Origin of the sequence: Rhodococcus ruber, assembly GCF_027270735.1 — a bacterium.
GTDB classification, from domain to species: domain Bacteria; phylum Actinomycetota; class Actinomycetes; order Mycobacteriales; family Mycobacteriaceae; genus Rhodococcoides; species Rhodococcoides rubrum_A.
In genome coordinates, this window is record NZ_JAPWIJ010000002.1 from 35,348 (window position 1) to 56,020 (window position 20,673).

21 protein-coding genes are annotated in these 20,673 nt (G+C 64.4%); 5 read left to right on the top strand and 16 right to left on the bottom strand.

The genetic code is table 11. From position 1 onward, the window contains the following. Positions 1-2: 2 nt before the first annotated feature. The 3 genes from O4220_RS03910 to purL all read right to left on the bottom strand — a co-directional run bounded on the left by O4220_RS03910 (position 3) and on the right by purL (position 4,710). Complete coding sequence (locus O4220_RS03910; RefSeq protein WP_269602295.1) at positions 3-593, bottom strand: CPBP family intramembrane glutamic endopeptidase; 591 nt, start codon at positions 591-593, stop codon at positions 3-5. Continuing rightward, a complete protein-coding gene (locus O4220_RS03915; protein ID WP_420030327.1) occupies positions 590-2,317 on the bottom strand; it encodes an alpha/beta hydrolase in 1,728 nt (575 codons plus the stop codon). The genes O4220_RS03910 and O4220_RS03915 overlap by 4 nt, the downstream gene beginning before the upstream one ends. A gap of 101 nt (positions 2,318-2,418) precedes the next feature. Continuing rightward, positions 2,419-4,710 (bottom strand): phosphoribosylformylglycinamidine synthase subunit PurL, encoded by a 2,292-nt coding sequence (gene purL / locus O4220_RS03920; RefSeq protein ID WP_269602297.1) that lies wholly within the window; start codon positions 4,708-4,710, stop codon positions 2,419-2,421. A 49-nt stretch (positions 4,711-4,759) separates the two neighbouring features. Between purL and O4220_RS03925 the strand changes: the two genes are divergently transcribed. Continuing rightward, positions 4,760-5,578: a nucleoside phosphorylase gene (locus tag O4220_RS03925; RefSeq protein ID WP_269602298.1), complete on the top strand. Its 819-nt coding sequence runs from the start codon at positions 4,760-4,762 to the stop codon at positions 5,576-5,578. 179 nt (positions 5,579-5,757) lie between these two features. On the opposite strand, the gene O4220_RS03930 is transcribed toward O4220_RS03925, so the two are convergent. Continuing rightward, positions 5,758-7,059 (bottom strand): M18 family aminopeptidase, encoded by a 1,302-nt coding sequence (locus O4220_RS03930; protein WP_269602299.1) that lies wholly within the window; start codon positions 7,057-7,059, stop codon positions 5,758-5,760. Positions 7,060-7,124: 65 nt separating this feature from the next. Between O4220_RS03930 and O4220_RS03935 the strand changes: the two genes are divergently transcribed. Then, a complete protein-coding gene (locus O4220_RS03935; RefSeq protein ID WP_269602300.1) occupies positions 7,125-8,027 on the top strand; it encodes a hypothetical protein in 903 nt (300 codons plus the stop codon). Positions 8,028-8,053: 26 nt separating this feature from the next. Here the strand turns inward: O4220_RS03935 and O4220_RS03940 are convergent, their stop codons facing one another. Genes O4220_RS03940 through purS form a run of 5 tightly spaced genes read right to left on the bottom strand, consistent with a single transcriptional unit; the run spans position 8,054 to position 9,864 of the window. Next, complete coding sequence (locus tag O4220_RS03940) at positions 8,054-8,215, bottom strand: hypothetical protein (protein WP_269602301.1); 162 nt, start codon at positions 8,213-8,215, stop codon at positions 8,054-8,056. Beyond that, entirely contained in the window at positions 8,212-8,544 is a 333-nt protein-coding gene (locus O4220_RS03945; protein ID WP_269602302.1) for a hypothetical protein, read from the bottom strand. The genes O4220_RS03940 and O4220_RS03945 overlap by 4 nt, the downstream gene beginning before the upstream one ends. A 7-nt stretch (positions 8,545-8,551) precedes the next feature. Further along, positions 8,552-8,902: a VOC family protein gene (locus O4220_RS03950; protein WP_269602304.1), complete on the bottom strand. Its 351-nt coding sequence runs from the start codon at positions 8,900-8,902 to the stop codon at positions 8,552-8,554. Positions 8,903-8,938: 36 nt separating this feature from the next. Further along, entirely contained in the window at positions 8,939-9,616 is a 678-nt protein-coding gene (gene purQ / locus O4220_RS03955; RefSeq protein WP_032376368.1) for a phosphoribosylformylglycinamidine synthase subunit PurQ, read from the bottom strand. Then, positions 9,613-9,864, bottom strand: a complete 252-nt coding sequence (gene purS, locus O4220_RS03960; protein WP_032376367.1) for a phosphoribosylformylglycinamidine synthase subunit PurS — start codon at positions 9,862-9,864, stop codon at positions 9,613-9,615. Before purS ends, purQ begins: the two co-directional genes overlap by 4 nt. Positions 9,865-9,964: 100 nt before the next feature. Between purS and O4220_RS03965 the strand changes: the two genes are divergently transcribed. After that, complete coding sequence (locus O4220_RS03965) at positions 9,965-10,603, top strand: MBL fold metallo-hydrolase (protein ID WP_269602305.1); 639 nt, start codon at positions 9,965-9,967, stop codon at positions 10,601-10,603. On the opposite strand, the gene O4220_RS03970 is transcribed toward O4220_RS03965, so the two are convergent. The 5 genes from O4220_RS03970 to O4220_RS03990 all read right to left on the bottom strand — a co-directional run bounded on the left by O4220_RS03970 (position 10,600) and on the right by O4220_RS03990 (position 15,156). Beyond that, positions 10,600-11,259 (bottom strand): LppP/LprE family lipoprotein, encoded by a 660-nt coding sequence (locus O4220_RS03970; RefSeq protein ID WP_269602306.1) that lies wholly within the window; start codon positions 11,257-11,259, stop codon positions 10,600-10,602. The two genes, O4220_RS03965 and O4220_RS03970, sit on opposite strands and share 4 nt — an antisense overlap. A 181-nt stretch (positions 11,260-11,440) precedes the next feature. Next, on the bottom strand, positions 11,441-12,244 hold the full coding sequence (thiM, locus tag O4220_RS03975; RefSeq protein WP_269602308.1) for a hydroxyethylthiazole kinase: 804 nt from the start codon (positions 12,242-12,244) through the stop codon (positions 11,441-11,443). Positions 12,245-12,358: 114 nt separating this feature from the next. Next, positions 12,359-13,060 carry a DUF2334 domain-containing protein gene (locus O4220_RS03980; protein WP_269602310.1) on the bottom strand — a complete coding sequence of 234 codons (702 nt, stop codon included), beginning with the start codon at positions 13,058-13,060 and terminating at the stop codon, positions 12,359-12,361. Positions 13,061-13,115: 55 nt separating this feature from the next. Beyond that, positions 13,116-13,625: a glutathione peroxidase gene (locus O4220_RS03985; protein ID WP_420030309.1), complete on the bottom strand. Its 510-nt coding sequence runs from the start codon at positions 13,623-13,625 to the stop codon at positions 13,116-13,118. A 130-nt stretch (positions 13,626-13,755) separates the two neighbouring features. Further along, on the bottom strand, positions 13,756-15,156 hold the full coding sequence (locus O4220_RS03990; protein ID WP_269602312.1) for a cation:dicarboxylate symporter family transporter: 1,401 nt from the start codon (positions 15,154-15,156) through the stop codon (positions 13,756-13,758). 234 nt (positions 15,157-15,390) lie between these two features. Between O4220_RS03990 and O4220_RS03995 the strand changes: the two genes are divergently transcribed. Further along, positions 15,391-16,884 (top strand): sensor histidine kinase, encoded by a 1,494-nt coding sequence (locus tag O4220_RS03995; RefSeq protein WP_269602965.1) that lies wholly within the window; start codon positions 15,391-15,393, stop codon positions 16,882-16,884. Beyond that, entirely contained in the window at positions 16,881-17,555 is a 675-nt protein-coding gene (locus tag O4220_RS04000) for a response regulator (protein WP_032376361.1), read from the top strand. Before O4220_RS03995 ends, O4220_RS04000 begins: the two co-directional genes overlap by 4 nt. 49 nt (positions 17,556-17,604) lie before the next feature. On the opposite strand, the gene O4220_RS04005 is transcribed toward O4220_RS04000, so the two are convergent. Both O4220_RS04005 and O4220_RS04010 read right to left on the bottom strand, forming a co-directional pair. After that, positions 17,605-19,731, bottom strand: coding sequence for a S9 family peptidase (locus O4220_RS04005; RefSeq protein WP_269602313.1), 2,127 nt, complete (start codon positions 19,729-19,731; stop codon positions 17,605-17,607). Beyond that, positions 19,728-20,612: a phosphoribosylaminoimidazolesuccinocarboxamide synthase gene (locus tag O4220_RS04010; protein ID WP_269602314.1), complete on the bottom strand. Its 885-nt coding sequence runs from the start codon at positions 20,610-20,612 to the stop codon at positions 19,728-19,730. The genes O4220_RS04005 and O4220_RS04010 overlap by 4 nt, the downstream gene beginning before the upstream one ends. Positions 20,613-20,673 lie beyond the last annotated feature (61 nt).

Genomic DNA, 20,673 nt, shown 5'->3' on the forward strand with positions numbered 1-20,673 from the left:
TGCTACCGACTCCTGTCGTTCGCAGCGAGATGCGCCAGCACTGCGCCGCTCGCGTTGAGGAAGTAGTGCAACAGCGCCGGGGCGAGCATGCTCCCACTGCGGGCCCTCAGCCATGAGAAGACAACACCGGCCGCAGCCGTCGCCACTACCGTTCCGATCACGGTGTCGCCTGCAGCGCGGGCCGGGTGAATGTGCCACAGGCCGAAGAAAATCGGTGACAGGGCCGGCGAGGCGGCGTCGAGCACACCGCGAAACAGCAACTCCTCGGTGAGCACCGTTCCCACTGGTATTCGAAACAGCACCCACTCGGCCAGCTCGTCCTCGGACGGCCGGACCCGGCGTCGCAACGACGGAATCGCGGCGACAACGGCAGATCCGAGGACGGGAATCGCCGACGCCGCAGCGCCCCACTTCAGACCGGCAGCAGAGTTGCGCAGACCGAGCTCGTCCGCGCTCGTTCGAGACAGTGCAGCCACACCGACTGCGAACGAGGCGTTGGCCACCGCTCGCGCACGGGCATCGAGACCGAGCGCGGGAAGGATGTAGGTACTCCACGCCGTCGTCGCCAGTCCGGTTGTCAGAGCGGTTCTCACTTCTCGGGACCGTCTCGCCCGGCGAATTGCTCCATGACTCCGCGGACTCGTTCGGTGTCGCGGTCGGTCCAGCCCTCGGGTGCGGCGACGGCAACCCAGCCGTCGAGCACCAGGGTGCCGTAGTTGTGGCCGTGTCCGTCGGGGACGCCCGCAGCGTTCGTCAGGTCGGCTGCCACTTGCCAGAACGTGACGACCGGGAACCATCGCATACTCGGCAGCCGGTCCGGCCCCGGTGGTTCGGAAAGCCAGTCGGGCCGCTCGAAGAGCAGATCCGGCGACCACCAGACCACCGGGTCCGAGGCATGCTGGACGTACAGGATCCGCGGTGCGTACCACGGCTGGTCCTCCGGCGGGATGCCCGACGAGTTGTCGGCGAAGCGAACCGTCAGGCCCTCGGAGTAGACCGGCCGAACCTCGGGACTGCCCGGGTCGCGTCGGCTGACGAACTGACTCCAGATGCGGTTGTTGTTCGGCGGTCCCACCCACAGGACTCCGTCGGTGACGGCCCTGATGTCCGCCAAACCGTCGAAAGCACCCTCCCCGGCTTGAGTCCCGAGGCTCTCGCCGTAGACGTAGAACTTGGGGCGGGTGGCCTCCGGCTCCTGCAGCCAGCGATCGTGAACCTTGTCGATGAGCGCTTTGCCTGCCTGAGCCGCCTTGTCGCCCTCGGCGATGAACGAGATCCAGCTGGGCAGATACGAATACTGAGATGCGACGGTCGCGACATCGCCGTCGAACATGAGCTCTTCCGCTTCGATGGCGGTGGGATTGACCCACCCGGTGCCCGTCGTCGGAACGACGATCAGGGCCTGCCGCTGGAAGGCCCCGGTGCGTTCGAGTTCGGCGACCACGATGTCGAGTCGTTCGTCCTGGGTCTCCGCGGTTTCCAATCCTGCGTATGCCCGAATCGGCTCGAGACTCGGGCGGCCCGTGGCCCGTTCCATCTCGTCGGCGCGGAGACCGCTGGAAACGAAGTTACGACCCTCGAATCCCAGGGTGTCCCAGGGAGCCAACGAGTTCGGGCTGCCGGATCGCTCGTCGGCGACAGGTTGTTCTGCCCCGTCCCGAGTTTCGTCGTTCTGCAGACTGAATGCCGAGTTGGTGACCGCCGAGACCGCACGTAGCAGCACGCCCTGAACCAGTGCGACGGAGAGCACGACGAGGAGGACGACTCCGAGCGCATTGGCCACTTCCCGTGGCATCTTCACCACGCGGTTGATCTGGCGGGCCAGCAGTCGAACGACGTCGCGCAACACCCGCCACAGCGAAATCAGCAGTGCCGCAATGGCGATGCTGAGTGCCCCGGTTCGTAAATAACCCGTTGTGGTGGTGCCCTCCGCGTCCATCAGTGCAGCGAGCTCACGCTGCCATTCCGCCGAGATGGCCAGCATGATCATCGACACCGCGACAGCCACGACCGGCACAGCGATCTTGACGGCGCGATCGACCGCGCGCGGCAACGGCCACCACGATCGGGACGACAACCACCACCGCGTCACCGCCCATCCGACCGCCACACCGAACGCGTAGCCGATGGCCGAATTGATACCGCCGATGATGCCCTGGAACAGCCAGCCGCGCGGGAGCAGCGACGGAGTCAGCGACCAGCAGAAGAACAACGCGCTGAACGCGATTCCGGTGAAGTCGAGGCGCAGCAGGCCCCACGCCCACATGACGAATGGATGCTTGTCGGGCGAAGGGACCGAGAATTCCAGGGTCGGCAGGTGGTACCGATGATGCTGATCCTGCTCGAGTGCGGCGTCGAGTTCTCTGTCGTGCCGCTCCGATGCCTGTTCCCCGACCGATGTCTGTCCCCCCACCTCGGTCAGCCGTAAAGTCTGGGGAGAGTGCTCTCGAACGTCTCACGCAGCTCCGCCATCGGGACGGAGAACTGCCCCTGCACCTCGATGGAATCAGAACCCTCGTCGACGACGCCGATGCGCGCCCACGGCAGACCGCGGGCGGTGCACATACCGGTGAAACGGGTCTCTTCCGTGCGCGGCACCGCGACCAGTACGCGACCCGAGGACTCCGAGAACAGCGTGACGAACGGATCGGCTCCCTCGGGAACGATGATGCGGCAACCGGTTTCGCCGGCCAGGGCCGCTTCGACCACGGCCTGCGCAAGACCACCCTCGGACAGGTCGTGTGCCGCCGAGACCATTCCATCGCGCGAGGACGACAGCAGAATGTCGGCCAGCAACTGTTCGCGGGCCAGATCGACCTTGGGTGGGACGCCGCCGAGATGATCGTGCTCGACCTGCGACCAGATGGATCCGTCGAACTCGTCGTGGGTCTCGCCCAGCAGAATCAGCGTCTCGCCCGGCTCGAGCCCGAGGCCTGTCGGGATGCGGCGGTGCACGTCGTCGATCACGCCGAGCACACCGACGACGGGCGTCGGCAGGATCGGCTCGGCACCGGTCTGGTTGTAGAAGCTGACGTTGCCGCCGGTGACCGGGATGCCGAGGGTTACACAGCCGTCCGCCAATCCGCGCACGGCCTGCTGGAACTGCCACATGACGCCCGGATCCTCGGGCGAACCGAAGTTCAGGCAGTTGGTGACGGCCTTGGGCGTCGCGCCGGTGACCGCGACGTTGCGGAACGCCTCGGCGAGGGCGAGCTGGGCACCCTGATAGGGATCGAGTGCGGTGTAACGGCCCGATGCATCGGTGGCCAAAGCGATTCCGCGCCCGGTCTTCTCGTCGATTCGGATCACGCCGGCATCGGCGTTCTCGGCCAGGACGGTGTTGCCGCGCACGTAGCGGTCGTACTGCTCGGTGATGAATCGACGGCTGCACAACTGCGGCGAGCCGATCATCTTCAGCAGCGTCGCCCTCAGTTCGTCCCCGGTTTCCGGGCGCTGCAGCGACGACGTGGTGTTCGCAACCAGATCGTCCTGGGTGTCCGGGCGCTGGACCGGGCGGTTGTACACCGGTCCTTCGTGCGCAACGGTCTTGGGCGGAACATCGACGACGGTGTCGCCGTGCCACGTGATCTGCAGATGCTCACCGTCGGTGACCTCACCGATGACGGTGGCCAGCACGTCCCACTTCTTGCAGACAGCCATGAACGCATCGACGTTCTCGGGCGTCACCACGGCGCACATGCGCTCCTGGGATTCGCTGGACAGCACCTCCGCGGGGGTCATACCGGTGGCGCGCATCGGCACCTTCTCCAGCTCGATATGCATGCCACCACTACCAGCCGAGGCGAGTTCCGAAGTGGCACAAGACAATCCGGCACCACCGAGGTCCTGGATGCCGACGACCAGCTTGTTCGAGTACAGCTCGAGGCAGGCTTCGATCAGCACCTTCTCGGTGAACGGGTCGCCGACCTGCACCGCGGGAAGCTTCTTGCGGCCCCCACCGGTCTCGTCACCGTCGAAGGTCTCCGACGCCAGCACGGACACGCCGCCGATCCCGTCGAGACCCGTTCGGGCACCGAACAGAATGATCTTGTTGCCCAGGCCCGACGCGAACGCCAGGTGCATGTCCTCGACGCGCATGACGCCGGCACACAGGGCGTTGAGCAGAGGGTTACCGGCGTAGGAGGCGTCGAACACCGTCTCACCGCCGATGTTCGGCAGGCCGAGGGAGTTTCCGTAACCGCCGACGCCTGCGACGATGCCGCTCAGAACGCGGCGCGTATCGGGTGCATCGGCAGCACCGAATCGCAGCTGGTCCATGACGGCGATCGGGCGCGCACCCATGGCCATGATGTCGCGGACGATGCCGCCGACGCCGGTGGCCGCACCCTGGTAGGGCTCGACGTACGAGGGGTGATTGTGGCTCTCGACCTTGAACGTGACGGCCCAACCGTCGCCGACGTCGACAACGCCCGCATTCTCGCCGATCCCGGCGAGCATCGGCTTGCGCATCTCGTCGGTGGTGGTCTCACCGAAATACTTCAGGTGCACCTTGGAGGACTTGTACGAGCAGTGCTCGCTCCACATGACGGAGTACATCGCCAGTTCGGCGTCGGTGGGCCGACGGCCGAGAATTTCCTTGATGCGGACGTATTCGTCGTCCTTGAGTCCGAGTTCCTTGTACGGCTGCGCAACGTCGGGGGTGGCGACGGCGTTGGAGACAGTGTCTGTGGGTACAGAGCTAGCGGACACGAGGAATAGGTCCCTTCGATGGAGCGAAATGCCAGGGAGAGTCTATAAGGTGCCACCGACATCTACGGCATCGGACGTATCGGCCTCGTGCGAACATCACCTGATGGACATCGCACTGACCGAGGACGATCTGGACGAAACGGGCGTCATCGACCCGTCGATGGTGGCCAAGGGAGTCGACGTACCGCCGAAGGCCGTCGTCTGTTTCTTCGCCGAGGTGATCGAGAGCATCTGCGCGAAAGGCGACGCCCGAGTGGTGTCGGTCATGCGCTCCGAGCACGGCGAACACCCCGTTTACGAGATCGAACGGAACGGACAGAAACTTGCCGTCTTCCATCCCGGCGTCGGAGCGCCACTGGCCGCACTGTTCCTCGAAGAAGCCATCGCGATGGGATGCACGCAGTTCGTGGCCGTCGGCGGTGCCGGGGCCCTGTCCGACGATCTGGGCATGGGACACGTGATGGTGGTCGACAGCGCGCTGCGTGACGAAGGGACCTCGTTCCACTACCTACCGCCGGGACGGGTGGTCGACGCCGATCCGGCAGGTGTCGCCGTACTCCAGTCGGTACTCACCGATGCCGGAATAGACTTCGTCACCGGCCGCTCCTGGACCACCGATGCGCTCTACCGCGAGACCCGTGCCCGGGTTTCCCGCCGCGTCGACGAGGGCTGCCGAACGGTCGACATGGAGGCCTCGGCCTTCTGCGCGGTGGCCCGATTCCGCGGAGTGCGATTCGCACAACTGCTGTACGCAGGAGACTCCCTGGCCGCCGACTGGGACCACCGCGGCTGGACCAAGGCGACGACAGTGCGCGAACAGTTGTTCTGGCTCGCGGCGGATGCGTGCCTGCAACTCGATCCGGTCTAGGTCGCTGGGGCGTCGGGTAGCCCTGAGATCTCGCAAACGCGCGCGCGTTTGCGAGATGCGAGCGGAATAGCCCACGAATCCACGCGCACCTGACAAATGCGCGCGCGTTTGCAGCTGCCGAACGATGATCGGCGTCACGTGGCGGGATTCAGCGCGCGCGTTTGCGACTGGCTGAACGGCTACTGCGCGGGGGCGAGGAAAGCCGCCAACGCGTCGGCGTATGCCTTCACGTCGGTAGCACCCATCAACTCTCGCGACGAGTGCATGGCCAGCTGCGCTGCGCCGACGTCCACCGTCGACAACCCGGTGCGCGACGCGGTGATCGGCCCGATGGTCGATCCGCAGGGCAGATCGGCGCGATGCACATAGCGCTGCAAGGGAACTCCGGCTTGATCGCAGGCGAGCGCGAATGCACCTGCGCCCGCGGAATCCGTTGCATAACGTAGGTTCTGATTGACCTTGAGCACCGGTCCCCCACCGAGTTCGATGCGATGTGCGGGCTCGTGCCGATCCGGGTAGTTGGGGTGCGTCGCGTGCGCCATATCGCCTGAAGCACAGATGGATCCGGCCATCGTGCGCAGGAATTCCTCACGCCCACCGCCTCTTCCCAGCACAATACGCTCGAGCACGGTGTTCAGCAGATCCGAGAACGCACCGCGATCGGACATGCTGCCGACTTCCTCGTGATCGAACAGGGCCAGCACCGGAGTCACATCGGTCGGATTCTCCACTGCGGCAAGCAAAGCCTGAGTTCCGGCGTAGCAGGTGCCCTGATTGTCCAGACGCGGCGCACTGACCAACTCCGACTCGACGCCAACGACGGCACTGGGCGCGAGATCGTGCGTCATCAACTCCCAACCCAGTACCGCGGCCGGGTCGACGCCTTCTCGCTCGGCGACGTAGGCGATGAACGACTTCGGTGAATTGCCCACGCCCCAAATGGCATTGACATGTCGCTGGGGGTCGAGGGTGACGCCCTTGCGGTCCTCGGACAGGTGGATCGCCAGCTGAGGAACTCGCAGGATCGGCTCGTCCACCTTGACCAACACTTCGCGGGCAGTGTTACCGTCGCGCACACTCAGCCGGCCGGAGATGCCCAGATCGCGGTCGAGCCAGGAGTTGAGCCACGCGCCGCCGTACGGTTCGAGACCCACCATCTGCCAGCCCGCCGATTGCAGATCGGGATGCTGCTTCACGCGGAGGTTGGGGCTGTCGGTGTGCCCGCCGACGATGCGGAAGGGGCCATCAGGAGTGGAGCCTGCGGAACGACCCGAATTACTGCTCTCGGTACTCCAGGCGACGAGTGAACCGCCGCGGATCAAGTAGTAGCGACCCGGTTCGATCGGCCAAGCGTCGATCTCGTCGAGCCGAACGAAACCGGCCTCCTCGAGCTGCACCGAGACCGTGTTGCAGACGTGGAACGGCGACGGCGAGACGTCGACGAAGTTGCAGAGACCGATTGCAGAAGCGTTGGACGGCATGGGAACCATTGTGTCAGCCCCTGCGTCGAACGCACCAAGAGCACACACAGACTCGGGGGAGCATCATGAAATTTCAATCCTTGCCGAATTACGGCGCAGTTCATGCAACGACATTCGCGATCGTCCGAATGAAGACCATCGAGGCGTTCCGACGGCGCGGGGTGACGGTTCACCGCGTGGATGCAACGACAGTGGCGGCGGGATCGGGCCCGCACTTTCCATTGGAGAACCTTTTCGCCCGGTGCTCGGGGGCTAGCAGATCGGCATGGGACAGCATCGTCGACGGCCATGTCGACGTCATGATCGAGATGATGCGCGAAGCCGACCCGACGTTCATCACCTCGTTGTCGGACGACGAGTTCCAGTCGAGGTTGCGCGAGCGCATCGTCGCACCGTCCGCACTCGAAGCAATGACGGAATACGACTACTCGGTCCCGCTGCTCGACGCACCGGGCGCACCCAGACGTGTACTGAATCTGTCGTCTCCCAATCGAGCCCTGACACTGGCCGATCGGCATCTCGTCGGCCGAGACATGGACGCCGCCTGGGCTGCCGGCCGAAGAAACACCGCAGCGCTGAAGTTCGAGGACGGCCGACTCCTCAGCAGAAACAGCATCGACATCGAGGTCCTCAGCGGCGATTCGATCTACCTCGCGTCGAAGGTCGCCGACATGCCTACGCTGATCTCCACACACCTCGGCGAGTGTCTGTACGGCGTAATGTTCGTAGTTCCCAATGCCTACGAGTTCATTTTTCACCGCCCGCGCAATGCCGACGTGGCGCTCGCAGCAGCAGCCGAGCTCGCCGATCTGGCGGATATGTTCAGTCGTGACACGCCGAGCCCACTGTCGCCGTCGGTGTTCTTCTGGCGAGACGGCGAGTACTGCCAGGTGTTCGACGGGATTTCGGTCGAGCCCACCGGCATCTTTGCGTCGACGTTGGCGGAGCTGCGAGCGTGTGCAGCATGACTGCGCTCGTGTGCTGGTAGGACGCGCTATTCGGGCGGCGGGGTGGTAGGTCGACCCGCTGCGGCGTCACGGATCCACTGCGGCACCTCACGTCCGCTGCGTTCACGGATTGCGACCGATGCGCGAGCAGCCGCCGCGGCGACCTCCGGCCGTCCGACCTTCATCTTGCGTTCGTCCGTGGTCGTCATCGCAGCTCCTCCAGCTCATCGCCTCGACTGTCAGTGTCCTCGTGTTCATCGGGTTGCGCCAGTGCATGCCGCAAGGCGCGATCGGCAAGGGCCACCAGGACATCCTGCTCCGTTCTGGTTATCAGCGGGGAGTCCGTAACCGCCCCGTAGATATCCCACCCCAGGGCAGCTTCGGCGTCGTCCGTGCTCATTGTGTGGTCGAGGCACCAGGTGATCCGCTGCCAAGCCTGTGCGCGTTTGTCGGCGACGGTGCGCTGGCGGACGGTGAGCGCTACTCCGACGACGGCGAGGACGCCCACCACGAGAGTTACCCATGCTTGGGCAGGCATCCGATGCTCAGTGCGACCCGGAAACGCAAAAAGCGTTGCCGTCGGGATCGCTCAGCGTCACCCAACGGAAGTCGCCCATGGTGTGTTGCGCAACTTCGCTCGCACCGGCCTCGACCAGCTGCGCAACCTCCGCGTCGAGGTCTTCCGTCGTCATGTCGAGGTGGATGCGATTCTTACCGGGCGTCGGATCCTCGACCTTCTGAAAGGCCATTCGGTACGGGGCGGCAGCCAGTTCCACTACGTAGAACCAGCCGTCGTTCTCTTCCACGATAGTGCCGCCGACCTGCGTCGCCCACCAGTGCGCGAGCGGCCCCGGATCGGTGGTGTCGAACGTGATCATGCCCAACGTGAGTGTCATGGCGGCACAATAACTCCGACCACCGACAGGTTGGGGTCAGGCGTTGACGATCGTGTCCAGTGCGGAATAGAAGATGCCCAAGCCGTCGTCGCTCGGACCGGTGAGCGGCTCGGTCGCATGCTCTGGGTGGGGCATCAGGCCGACGACTCGACCGTTGGCCGAGGAGATACCGGCGATTCCACGCTGAGATCCGTTCGGGTTGGTGCCGCTGTAGCGGAACACGACGCGACCCTCGCCCTCGAGCTCGTCGAGCACGTTCTGCGGTGCCTGGAATCGACCCTCGGCGTTCTTGACCGGGATCAGGATCTCGGCACCGGGCTCGTAGCGCGACGACCATGCGGTGTCGGTGTTCTCCACTGCCAGCCACTGATCGCGGCAGACGAAGTGCAGCCCTTCGTTGCGAGTCAGCGCGCCGGGCAGCAATCCCACCTCGCAGAGCACCTGAAAGCCGTTGCAGATACCCAGAACCGGCATACCGCCCTCGGCTGCTTTCACGACGGACTCCATCACGGGAGCAAATCTGGCAATTGCGCCCGCCCGCAGGTAGTCGCCGTAGGAGAATCCGCCGGGGACGACGATGGCGTCGACGTTCTTCAGATCGGCGTCCGCGTGCCACAGGCTGACGGCTTCTCCGCCGGCCAGGGTGACTGCGCGGGAGGCGTCGACGTCGTCGAGGGTCCCGGGGAAGGTGATGACTCCGATACGGGCGCTCATGCGGCGGGCTCTACCGACACACGAGTGACCGTCCAGTCTTCGATGACCGTGTTGGCCAGCAGCGACTCCGCGATCTTCTCCAGCTCGGCGTCGTCGACGGAGTCGTCGACCTCGAGCTCGAAACGCTTGCCCTGTCGCACGTCGGATACACCGGAGATACCAAGACGGCCCAGCGCGCCCGCGATCGCTTGACCCTGCGGATCGAGAATCTCGGCCTTGGGCATGACATCGACAACGACTCGGGCCACGAAAGCGCTCCTTGAAATACGTACAGCAAGACAGTTACCGGCAGGTGGGAGTCTACGCAGCCCTGGCGGGAGGCGCGAAACCGCGCTTACTGTGGAGTGCATGCGGCTGACACACTTCGGACATTCCTGCGTTCTCGTCGAACTCAACGGCACTACCGTGCTGTTCGATCCCGGCACGTTCTCCCACGGGTTCGAGGGCATCACCGGGCTCGATGCCATCCTCGTCACCCATCAGCACCCGGATCACGTCGATCTGCAACGACTTCCCGCTCTGGTCGAGGCAAATCCGCGAGCGGCACTGCATGCCGATCCGATGACGGCGGGCCAATTGGGCGGCCAGTGGGCGGCGGCTCCCGCAGGCAAGGCCTTCTCGGTCGGCGGCATCACGGTCACCGGCGTGGGCGGAACCCACGCCGTCATCCATCCCGAATTGCCGGAGATCGACAACACCGGCTACCTGCTCGGCACTCCGGAGAACCCGGGCCAGCTGTTCCATCCTGGCGACTCGCTGTTCGTCCCCGAGCAGCAGGTCGACGTGCTCGCGCTCCCCGCCGCTGCACCGTGGTCGAAGCTGTCCGAGACGGTCGAGTTCCTGCGTGCGGTGGCTCCGAAGATGGCGTTCCCCATTCATCAGGCAGTGATTGCCGAACAGGCGACCGGCGCGTACTACGGCCGCTTCAAGGACATGTCCGACGCCGAATTCCGCGAGCTTCCCGAGGAATCGTCCGTCTCGATCTAGCCGGTTACCTCGGGCGGAAGGGTGCCGATCATGGTCACTTGCGTTCCGTCCCACTGGTAGTCGATCGTGGCCGGTCCGCCGGTCGGGTTCGCGTTCGCGTCACCGGCGAGTGGCCAGCGGTAGTTCACTGTGATCGTGTCGGCGGACTGGGCCGCCACCGATGTGAAGCCGTACGGCTCCAGCGTCGCGGTGCCGAGGTAGTCGGCGTCGTGAAAGAAGAGCAGATGTGTCGGCGAGCTCACCGTTGCGCCGGACGGGAGCGCTTCGACCCAGGTGAACGACGCACACGGGTCGCCCATGCGAGTCGCGACCCACGGTGAATCGGCGAATACCAGAGGCAACGAGTCCACAGCGTCGGACACCGAGCTGGACGACACGTCGAGGCAGGTGACAGGCGCGGCCGCGTCGGGGATCGAATTGTTCTCGGGAAGCTCTTCGGTGTTCCAGTCGATCGGCCCGCTCGGCTCCGCATCCCCTGCGCCGACTGTCGGCCGGCTCGCCTCGGCCTGAGCTTGCGGCTGGGTGGCCTGGGACTGGACGCTTGCCGAGGGCACAGTACTCGGCGCAATGGCGGCCGGCGCTGCGACCGGATCGTCCGAGTTCCCGCACGCGACGAGAGCGAATGCACTGATGGTGACGAGTAGAAGTCGTTTCATGTAGACCGCCTGGTTCGTATTGTCCGACGCCAGGTATGTCCGCTCGCAAACATGTTCCGTTACATCACATTTCGATCAAGGGGCCGTTACCTATCCGGCGCAGGCAATTTTGCTCCACCCGTCGTACGATCCGCGGGGTTTCCGGGGATGTCGCGGCAGAGTGGAGCGCCCGTTGCACCCGTCAGTCGAGCCGAACCAGTTCCCGCAGTGCCGACTCGTCCACCGCGTCCAGGCCATCGAGGAACGCGACTGCGAATGATCCCGGCCGCGAAGTCGACTGCGCAGCGATCTCCGAGGCCACCGCAACATGCGCGTGCGCGGCGACGGCACCGATCAACGCATTCGGAGCAACGGAGCAGTATGCGGCCGTCAGCGCGCCCAATGCACACCCGGTAGCCGTAACCCGTTGCAGCAGTGCACTTCCGCCGCCGAGCTTCATCAACGATCCTTGTCCGACGATGTGGTCGACGTCCCCCGAGGCTGCAACGATCTCGGCCCGATCCAGCAGCGATCGCGCCGCATCGACCGAATCTGCCGCTCGTGCAGACGAATCCACCCCTCGCGATGCGCCTCGAGCGCCTGCCAGCCCCATGACCTCGGACGCATTTGCGCGAATGACGCTGGGCCGGTTGGCCAGTAGCTCGACCGCCACCTGGGTTCGCCAGGGCAGACCGCCCGCCCCCACCGGGTCCAGAACCCATGGCTTACCCGCTTCCCGCGCTGCAGCCGACGCCAGGCGAGAACTCTCCACCTGCGCCGCCGTCGGGGTCCCCAGGTTGACCAGAACCGCGTCGGCGATCCCGGCGAAACCGGCCGCCTCCTCGGGGTTGTCGACCATCGCCGGAGCGGCCCCCGCGGCCAACAGTGCATTTGCCACGAACTGAACCGACACGGTGTTGGTCAGGCACTGCACCAACGGATTGCGTTCACGCATCTGTCGATGTGCGTCAACGATGTTATCCAGGGTCACGGTCGAGGCACTCATTGTTGCGAGTCTACGACCGCTCCGGTGTGGATCAATGCGCCTTTGTTGCAGTCCAAGCGACTGAAACCCACATTGATCCCAAAACGCGGGGCGGGGCGGGGGTGCAGCGAGAAGTTACGCCACGCGGGCTTTGGTTCGCGGGATCCATTCGTAGATGCCGGCTTCGGCTCCGTGGTGGAGGGAGAGGTCGATGGCATCGAGGATTGCCTGTCGCGGCCCCGGTCGACCGAGTTGTTTGGCACTGATGGCCAAACGAACCACGCCCTCGCGTCGCGCGGTGCGGCCGGCCCCGAGAACCAGAGCTTTGAACCACCAGGGCTCGGCTTTGAATCCTTCGCCGATTCCCCAGACTCGGGCGCGGAGGACGCCGTCACGGTCGAGGTCGTGAATACCATTCAGCGCGGCGAGCATTCGGAAGCCTGCGTCGGGTAGAGCTTCGACGGCTCCGGGTGAGGCAATCCAGCGCGGAGCGGCGAACACTCGGGTGCGCAGTCCGGTCTGCTCCATCACGCGGTCGGCCGCCATCAGACGCAGTCGAGCTTCGTGACGGGGCAGTGCGGCGAACTCGGAGCGTCGACGCTTCGTCGCGGCCTGGTCGTAGCCGTGCAGAACGATCGCGTCGCCGCCGTCGCGTCGGGCCCGCAACCACTCCTGGGTGGGCACGTCCGCAGCAAGACGGTATTTGTCTTTCAAGCGCGGTGCGACGAGGAGTGACAACGGGACGCCCCGTCCGTCGAGGATCCGCGCGAACTCGGCGGCGTGCTCGTAGGTGTCGTTCTTGATTCCGCTCACCGACACGATCAGGCGTCCAGACATGACTCGAGCCTCGCACACCAGCGTGAACGAGGCTCGAAGTCGATGCAGACAGAAGCTAAACGGCGATCGTTTCCTTCGGGAGGATCTTGTCGATCGCGGCGAGCACCTCAGGAGCGTCCGGCTCGGTGCGCGGACGGAAGCGGTCGGTGACGACGCCGTCGGGCGAGATCAGGAACTTCTCGAAGTTCCACTGAACGTCTCCGGCCTTGCCTTCGGCATCCTCGGTCTTGGTCAGTTCGGCGTACAGCGGGTGCTGGTTGTCACCGTTGACGTCGACCTTCTCGGTCATTGCAAACGTGACGCCGTACGTGGTGGAGCAGAAAGTTTCGATTTCTTCGGCGGTGCCGGGTTCCTGGCCACCGAACTGGTTGCAGGGCACTCCGACGACCGAGAGGCCACGGGCCGAGTATTCGTTGGCGAGCTTCTCGAGCTTTTCGTACTGCGGGGTCAGTCCACACTTCGAGGCGACATTGACCACGAGGACGGCCCTTCCGGCGTACTCGTCGAGCGAGGTGGGCGCACCACCCAGCGTGTTGATGCCGATGTTCTGAACTTCAGTCATCACCCGAACTTACCTGTGAGTACCGACAGAATGGAACCGACGTACAAAAGCAAGTACGACCCCGCTGGTGGCGGGGTCGTACTTGCGTTTTTCCGAACCGGGCGACGGGGGGATGCGCGTCGCCCGGCAGGCCTCACGCCTTGGCGGCGTTCTTCTCGATGATGACCTGCTTGTCGGCAGGTCGGTCGTCCTCGGGGAGGTGGTCGTCGACCATGGTCTCCTCGTCGAACGGGTGCTTGCCGTCGAGCACCTCGTTGACTCGGGCGGCGTCGATCGTCTTGGTCCATGTTCCGACCAAGAGGGTGGCGACAGCATTGCCCGAGAAGTTGGTAACTGCGCGGGCTTCGGACATGAACCGGTCGATTCCGACGATGAGCTGCACGCCGTCCAGCAGTTCGGGACGGTGGCTCTGCAGGCCGCCGGCCAGTGTCGCCAGACCGGCTCCGGAGACTCCGGCTGCACCCTTGGAGGCGATGATCATGAACAGCAGCAGCGAGAACTGCTCGCCGATCGAGAGCGGCATGTTCATGGCGTCGGCGATGAAGATCGACGCCATCGTCAGGTAGATCGCGGTGCCGTCGAGGTTGAAGGAGTAACCGGTGGGGACGACGATGCCGACGGTGGTGCGCTCGACTCCGACGTGCTCCATCTTGGCGATCAGACGCGGCAGGGCCGACTCGGACGAGCTGGTGGCGACGATGAGCAGGTATTCACGAGCCAAGTACTTGACCAGCTTGAAGATCGAGAATCCGGAGACGAATTTGAGGATCAGGCCGAGGAAGAAGAAGACGAAGATGAAGCACGTGATGTAGAAGGCGAGCATCAGGGTGCCGAGCTGGATGACGGCGTCGAAGCCGGTCTTGCCGACAACACCGGCGATGGCACCGAAAGCACCGATCGGGGCGAGCCACAGGATCATGGTCAGGATGCGGAAGACGAGCTTCTGCACTGCACCGATGCCCTTGAGGATGCCTTCGCCCTGCTTGCCCATCGCCTGCAGTGCGAAGCCGACCAAGATGGCGACGAAGAGCGTCTGCAGCACCGAACCTGCGGTGAGCGAGGAGAGCAGTGACGTCGGGATGATTCCGGCGATGAAGTCCATCGTGCCGCCCGCCTCGTGAGCGGTGTCGGCGAGCTTGAGACCGGCGTCGTTGGGCGAGATGTTCAGGCCGTCACCCGGCTTGATCAGGTTGCCGACGACCATTCCGATACCGAGGGCGATAGTCGACATACCGATGAAGTATGCGAGCGCCAGGCCACCGACGCGGCCGACGCTGGCTGCGGCGCGAACCGATCCGATACCGAGCACGATCGTGCAGAAGATGACCGGGCTGATCATCATCTTGATCAAGCTGACGAAGAGCGTGCCCAGAATGGACAGGTCGGAGGCGAAGTCCTTCCACACCAGACCGACGATGATGCCGGCGATGACGGCGATGATGACCGCGATGTAAAGGAAATGCGTCCTGTCGCGCTTCTTCTTGGGCTCGGTGGGCGGGTTGTCGTTCCGCTCAGCATCGGTGCTGATAGTCATGAGTGTTCCTTCTGGTTTCAAGTGAAGCGCGAGTCGAACTGCTGCCTTCGTGACTACGGGACTGGAGTGAGGTGCATCACCCCTGCTGAGAGATGATGTTGCTGTACGCAGTGACTGGAGTCACCTATACGTTCATTCTGTTCACATCGATGTTTCTTGTGCGAAAGGAAAGTGGTGTCCTCGAAGCGGCCGCTGAGCGTCGCCGGCCAGGTGCTGGTGCTGCAGCTCGTAGTCATGGCGGTCGTCGTGTTCGCCGGCGGCATCCTGACGGTGCTCAACGAACGTTCCAACAGCGACGACGCGACCCGACGCGAGGTCACGGCGATCGCCGTGAGCATTGCCAACGAACCGTCGACGCCGGTGGCCATCGAGTCCGACGATCCGACCTCGCGCCTGCAACCGGAGACGGAGAAGATCAGGCAGGTGACGGGCGTCGACTTCATCGTCGTCATGGCTCCGGATCGCACTCGTTTCACCCATACCACCATCGACCTGATCGGTAAGCCCTTCAGCGGGAACATCGACCGTGCGCTGCAGGGCGAAACGTTCACCGAAACCTACGTCGGATCCCTCGGCCCCTCGATCCGGTCGGTCACCCCGGTCACCGATTCGTCCGGCGAGATCGTCGGCCTCGTCTCCGCCGGAGTCACTCGCCAGAAGATCAGCGACCAGTTCTTTCAGGGGCTACCGCTCATCATCGGGGTCGTGCTCGCCGCCTTCGTCGTGGCCGCTGTGGGATCGACCTTGCTCAGCCGCCGGCTCCGGCGTCAGACACTGGGCATGGCACCGGCGGAGCTGCGCACCATGTACGAGCATCACGACGCCGTCTTGCACTCCATCGGTGAAGGGCTGTTGGTCTTCGGCCGCGGCGACGAGGCCGAGTTGGTCAACGACGAGGCTCGACGCCTCCTCGACCTACCGGAGGGCCCGGTTTCGCTCGCGTCGTTGCCGGAGTCGATGCAGCAGATGGACACCGGCATCGTGCGCGGTGAACTGCATCTGACGAAAGATCGTGTTCTCGTCGTCAATCAGGATCCGGTGATGTGGGAGGGCAGGCGACTGGGCAATGTGTTGACTATCCGCGATCAGACCGAATTGCGTTCACTGATGGGTGAACTGGACTCTGTGCGTAATTTTGCCGAGTCGCTGCGTTCGCAGGCTCACGAATCGGCGAACAGGCTGCACACGGTCATCACGATGGTCGAACTCGGTCGACCCGAGGAAGCCGTCGAGTTCGCGACGGCCGATCTGGAGCTTTCGCAATCCCTCATCGACCGGCTGATGAATGCCGTCGGCGAGCCTGCGCTCGCGGCTCTGCTATTGGGCAAGGTCAGTCAAGCTGCCGAGCAGGGCGTGGAACTCACCATCACCGACGACACGGCGATGGAAGACGAAGGCGTATTGACGGCTCGCGAATTGGTCACGCTGGTAGGCAATCTGATAGACAATGCCATCGATGCCTCGAAAGAATCCGATCAGCCGTGGGTCGAAGTGACCGTCCGTGATGCCGACGGCGAACTTGTCGTCCGCGTGGCGGACAGCGGGCCCGGAATGCCCCCGGAGACTTTGAAAGCGGCTCTGCGGCGCGGCTACTCGACCAAGTCCGGCTCACGCGGGCTGGGTTTGGCCCTGGTGACTCAGGTCATCGGTCGCCATCGCGGCACCCTGACATCCGAGGTGACGTACGGCTCCGTCATGATCGCCACCATTCCTGGATCTACGTCGTGATCAAAGTACTGATCGTCGACGACGAACCACTGATCGCCGAGGCTCACAAGACGTACGTCGAGCGCACCCCGGGCTTCGAGGTAGCCGGCGTCGCGCACACCGGTGCTGCTGCCATGAGATTCGCCAGTACCGAATCCGTCGATCTGGTGTTGCTCGATATCGGGCTGCCCGACGCGAGTGGCATCGACGTGGCCGCGGCCCTCGGCGGCCTGCGCCCGAGCCCCGACGTCATCGCCATCACCTCCGAGCGGGACCTGTCGGTGGTGCGTTCGGCGGTGGCGCACGGCATCGTGCTGTATCTGCTCAAACCGTTCACGTTCGCTGCGTTCCGCGACAAGCTCGAGCGCTATCGCGAATTCCACGATGCATTACCCGCCGGCGAGAACGCGTCCAGTCAGCGAGACATCGACCGCGCCATGGCACATCTGCGCACGGCCGACGAACGCGTCTCCACCCCCAAAGGCATTGCCCCGCAGACGATGGACGGCATCACCGCCTCCGTCAAGGAATCGGCCGACGGCCTCAACGCATCCGAGGCCGCAAAGGTCGTCGGAGTATCCCGAGTGACGGCCTGGCGCTACCTCGAGCGCCTCGCCGACGACGGCCTGGTCACCCGGCACACCGAATACGGTAAAGCCGGGCGACCTCAGGTCCGCTACGTGTGGCGTTAGAGCGGCTGGCGCCGCATGTGAACGGAAACTCGTAGCAGGCTACGAGTTTCTATGCACGTGCGCCGGAGGCGCTCACGATCCACGCGTACTCGAAGGCCGCCTCTTTCCACTTCTCGTAGCGTCCGCTCACGCCGCCGTGGCCGGCGCTCATTTCGGTCTTGAGCAGCAGATCCGAGTCCCCCGTCTTCGTGGCACGAAGGGCCGCAACCCATTTGGCAGGTTCGACGTACAGGACGCGGGTGTCGTTGATGGACGTGATCGCCAGGATCGACGGGTAGTCCTTGGCCTCGACGTTCTCGTAGGGGCTGTACGACTTCATGTATTCGTACACCTCCTTGTCCGCCAACGGGTTTCCCCACTCGTCCCATTCGATGACCGTCAGCGGCAACGACGGGTCGAGGATGGAGGTGAGCGGATCCACGAACGGAACGTTGGCGAGGATGCCGTTGAACAGCTCGGGTGCCAAGTTGGCCACCGCACCCATGAGCAGACCGCCTGCGCTACCGCCGTCGGCGACCAGATGCTTCGGTGAGGTGCGGCCGGTGTCGATGAGATGCTGTGCAGCAGCGACGAAGTCGGTGAAGGTATTCTTCTTCTTCAGCGTCTTGCCGTTGTCGTACCAGTGGCGACCCATCTCGCCGCCGCCGCGCACGTGTGCGACGACGAAGACGATGCCGCGGTCGAGCAGAGACAACCTCGCGACCGAGAACGACGGGTCCATCGACGCCTCGTACGATCCGTAGCCGTACAGCAACGTGGGAGCCGGGCCCTCGGGGACGTCCTTGCGAGCGATGACCGACAGCGGAATCTGCGTTCCGTCCGGCGCGGTGGCCCAATCTCTGTGCTGGACGTAGTCGCCGGCATCGAACTTACCAAGAACCGGCTGCGATTTGCGGAGCAGCAGTTCGCCGCTGGCGATGTCGAGGTCGTAGACCTGACCGGGGGTGATGAACGAGGTGTAGACCATCCGCAGAAGGGGCTGATCCCATTCGGGGTTCGAGCCGGCTCCGACCGAATAGAGCTCCTCGTCGAACTCCAGCTCGCGGTATTCGCCGTACCCCTCGTCGGTCAGCGGCCAGATTGCCATGCGGGTCAACGCTTCTCGCCGGTAGGTGAAGATCAGGTGGCCGGCGAAGGCGTCGATGTCCTCGACACGGACGTCGCCCTGATGCGGAACCAGAGTGCGCTGATCGAGCGGGTCGGAGACCGGGGCCTCGGCGAGCAGAAAGTTCTCGGCCTTCTCTCCCTCCGTGCCCCAGCCGTTGACCGAACCGTTGTGGGTGATGAGGAAGCGATCCTCACCGGCCACGACGGCGTGTTCGATGCTGTACTCGATGCCGTCCGTGCGCGGCAGTACGACGCGGAACTCGCCCTCGGGATCGGTGGATTCCAGGACGAGGCACTCGGAGGTGATCTTGGAACCGACCCAGATCATCAGGTACTTCTCGCTACGGGTGGAACCGAAGCCGACCCAGTAGCTTTCGTCGGGCTCGTGAAAGACCTTGACGTCCGCGGCCTTACCGAGGGTGTGTCGCCAGACGGTGTCGGGACGCCAGGATTCGTCGACCGTCAGGTAGAAGACGTGCGTGGCGTCTGCGGTCCAGGTGGCTCCCGGCGCGACGTTCTCGATGGTGTCGGCCAGCAGTTCTCCGGTTTCGAGGTTCTTGAAGCGCAGTGTGTACCGCTCGTCGCCCTCGGTGTCGGTCGAGTACGCCAGCAGCGTGCCGTCGAGGCTGATCGAGAACGCACCGAGGGAGAAGAAGTCGTGCCCCTCCGCCTCGACGTTGGCGTCGAGCAAGACCTGCTCACCGGGAACGTCCACGTCGGACGACAGCGTCGGCGGTGTCCAGTCGTCGGGCGAGTCGACGGGGCAACGGCATTGGAGGCCGTACGACTTTCCCTCGACGGTGCGCGAGTAGTACCACCACTGGCCCATGCGCGTCGGGACGGACAGGTCGGTCTCCTGGGTTCGCGATTTGATCTCGTCGAAGATCTTGCCGCGGAGTGATTCCAGTCCGGCCGTCTGCTGCTGGGTGTAGGCGTTCTCGGCTTCGAGGTAGGCGATCACCTCGGGGTCTTCCTTGGCGCGCAACCACTCGTAATTGTCGATGAACGTGTCGCCGTGATGGGTGCGCTCCAGCGGCACCTTCTTGGCAATGGGAGGGGTGATCGTCATGGCGTGACCCAATCGTCGAAGTTCAGGCCCGAGATGCGCTCGTAGGCCTCGATGTAGCGGCTGCGTGTCGCGGCGACGATGTCGTCCGGCAACGGAGGTGGCGGGGTGTCGGATGCGCGGTCCCACCCGGATTCACCGGTCAACCAGTCGCGGACGAACTGCTTGTCGAAGCTCGGCTGGACGCGACCTTCCTGGTACGAATCGGCAGGCCAGTAGCGGGACGAGTCGGGAGTGAGCACCTCGTCGGCGAGCACGAGATTGCCGTCGGCGTCGGTACCGAACTCGAACTTGGTGTCCGCGAGAATGATTCCGCGTTCCAGCGCGAAGTTTGCTGCGCGCGAGTAGATCTCGATGGTGTCCTCGCGCAACTTGAAGGCCAGCTCGGCACCGACCTGCTCGACGGCCTGGTCGAAGGTGATGTTCTCGTCGTGATCGCCGAGTGCTGCTTTTGCGGCGGGGGTGAAGATCACCTCGTCGAGTTTGCTCGATTCGATCAGGCCGGGCGGCAGCTCGACTCCGCAGACGGCTCCGGTGGCGTTGTAATCGGTCAGACCTGAGCCGGTGAGGTAGCCGCGAGCGACACATTCGATCGGCACCATGTTCAGCTTCTTCACCACCAGGGCGCGGCCGAGCAGTTCGGCCGGGATGCGTTCGTCGAGCGGATCTCCGGCCAGGTGGTTTACGCCGCCGAGCTCCTCGAAGAAGAACACGCTCATCGCCGTCAGCACCCGTCCCTTGTCCGGGATCGGGGTGTCGAGGATGTGGTCGTACGCCGAGATGCGGTCGCTCGCGACGAGCAGCAGATGCGCGTCGTCGATTATGTACAGATCGCGGACCTTGCCGCCGGCCAGATGCTCGTAGCTACTCAATGATGGTCGCACGGTGCTCAACACTATCTGGGCCGGTGCCGCCGCGTCGGCAGGCAGGGATCACAATGAGTAG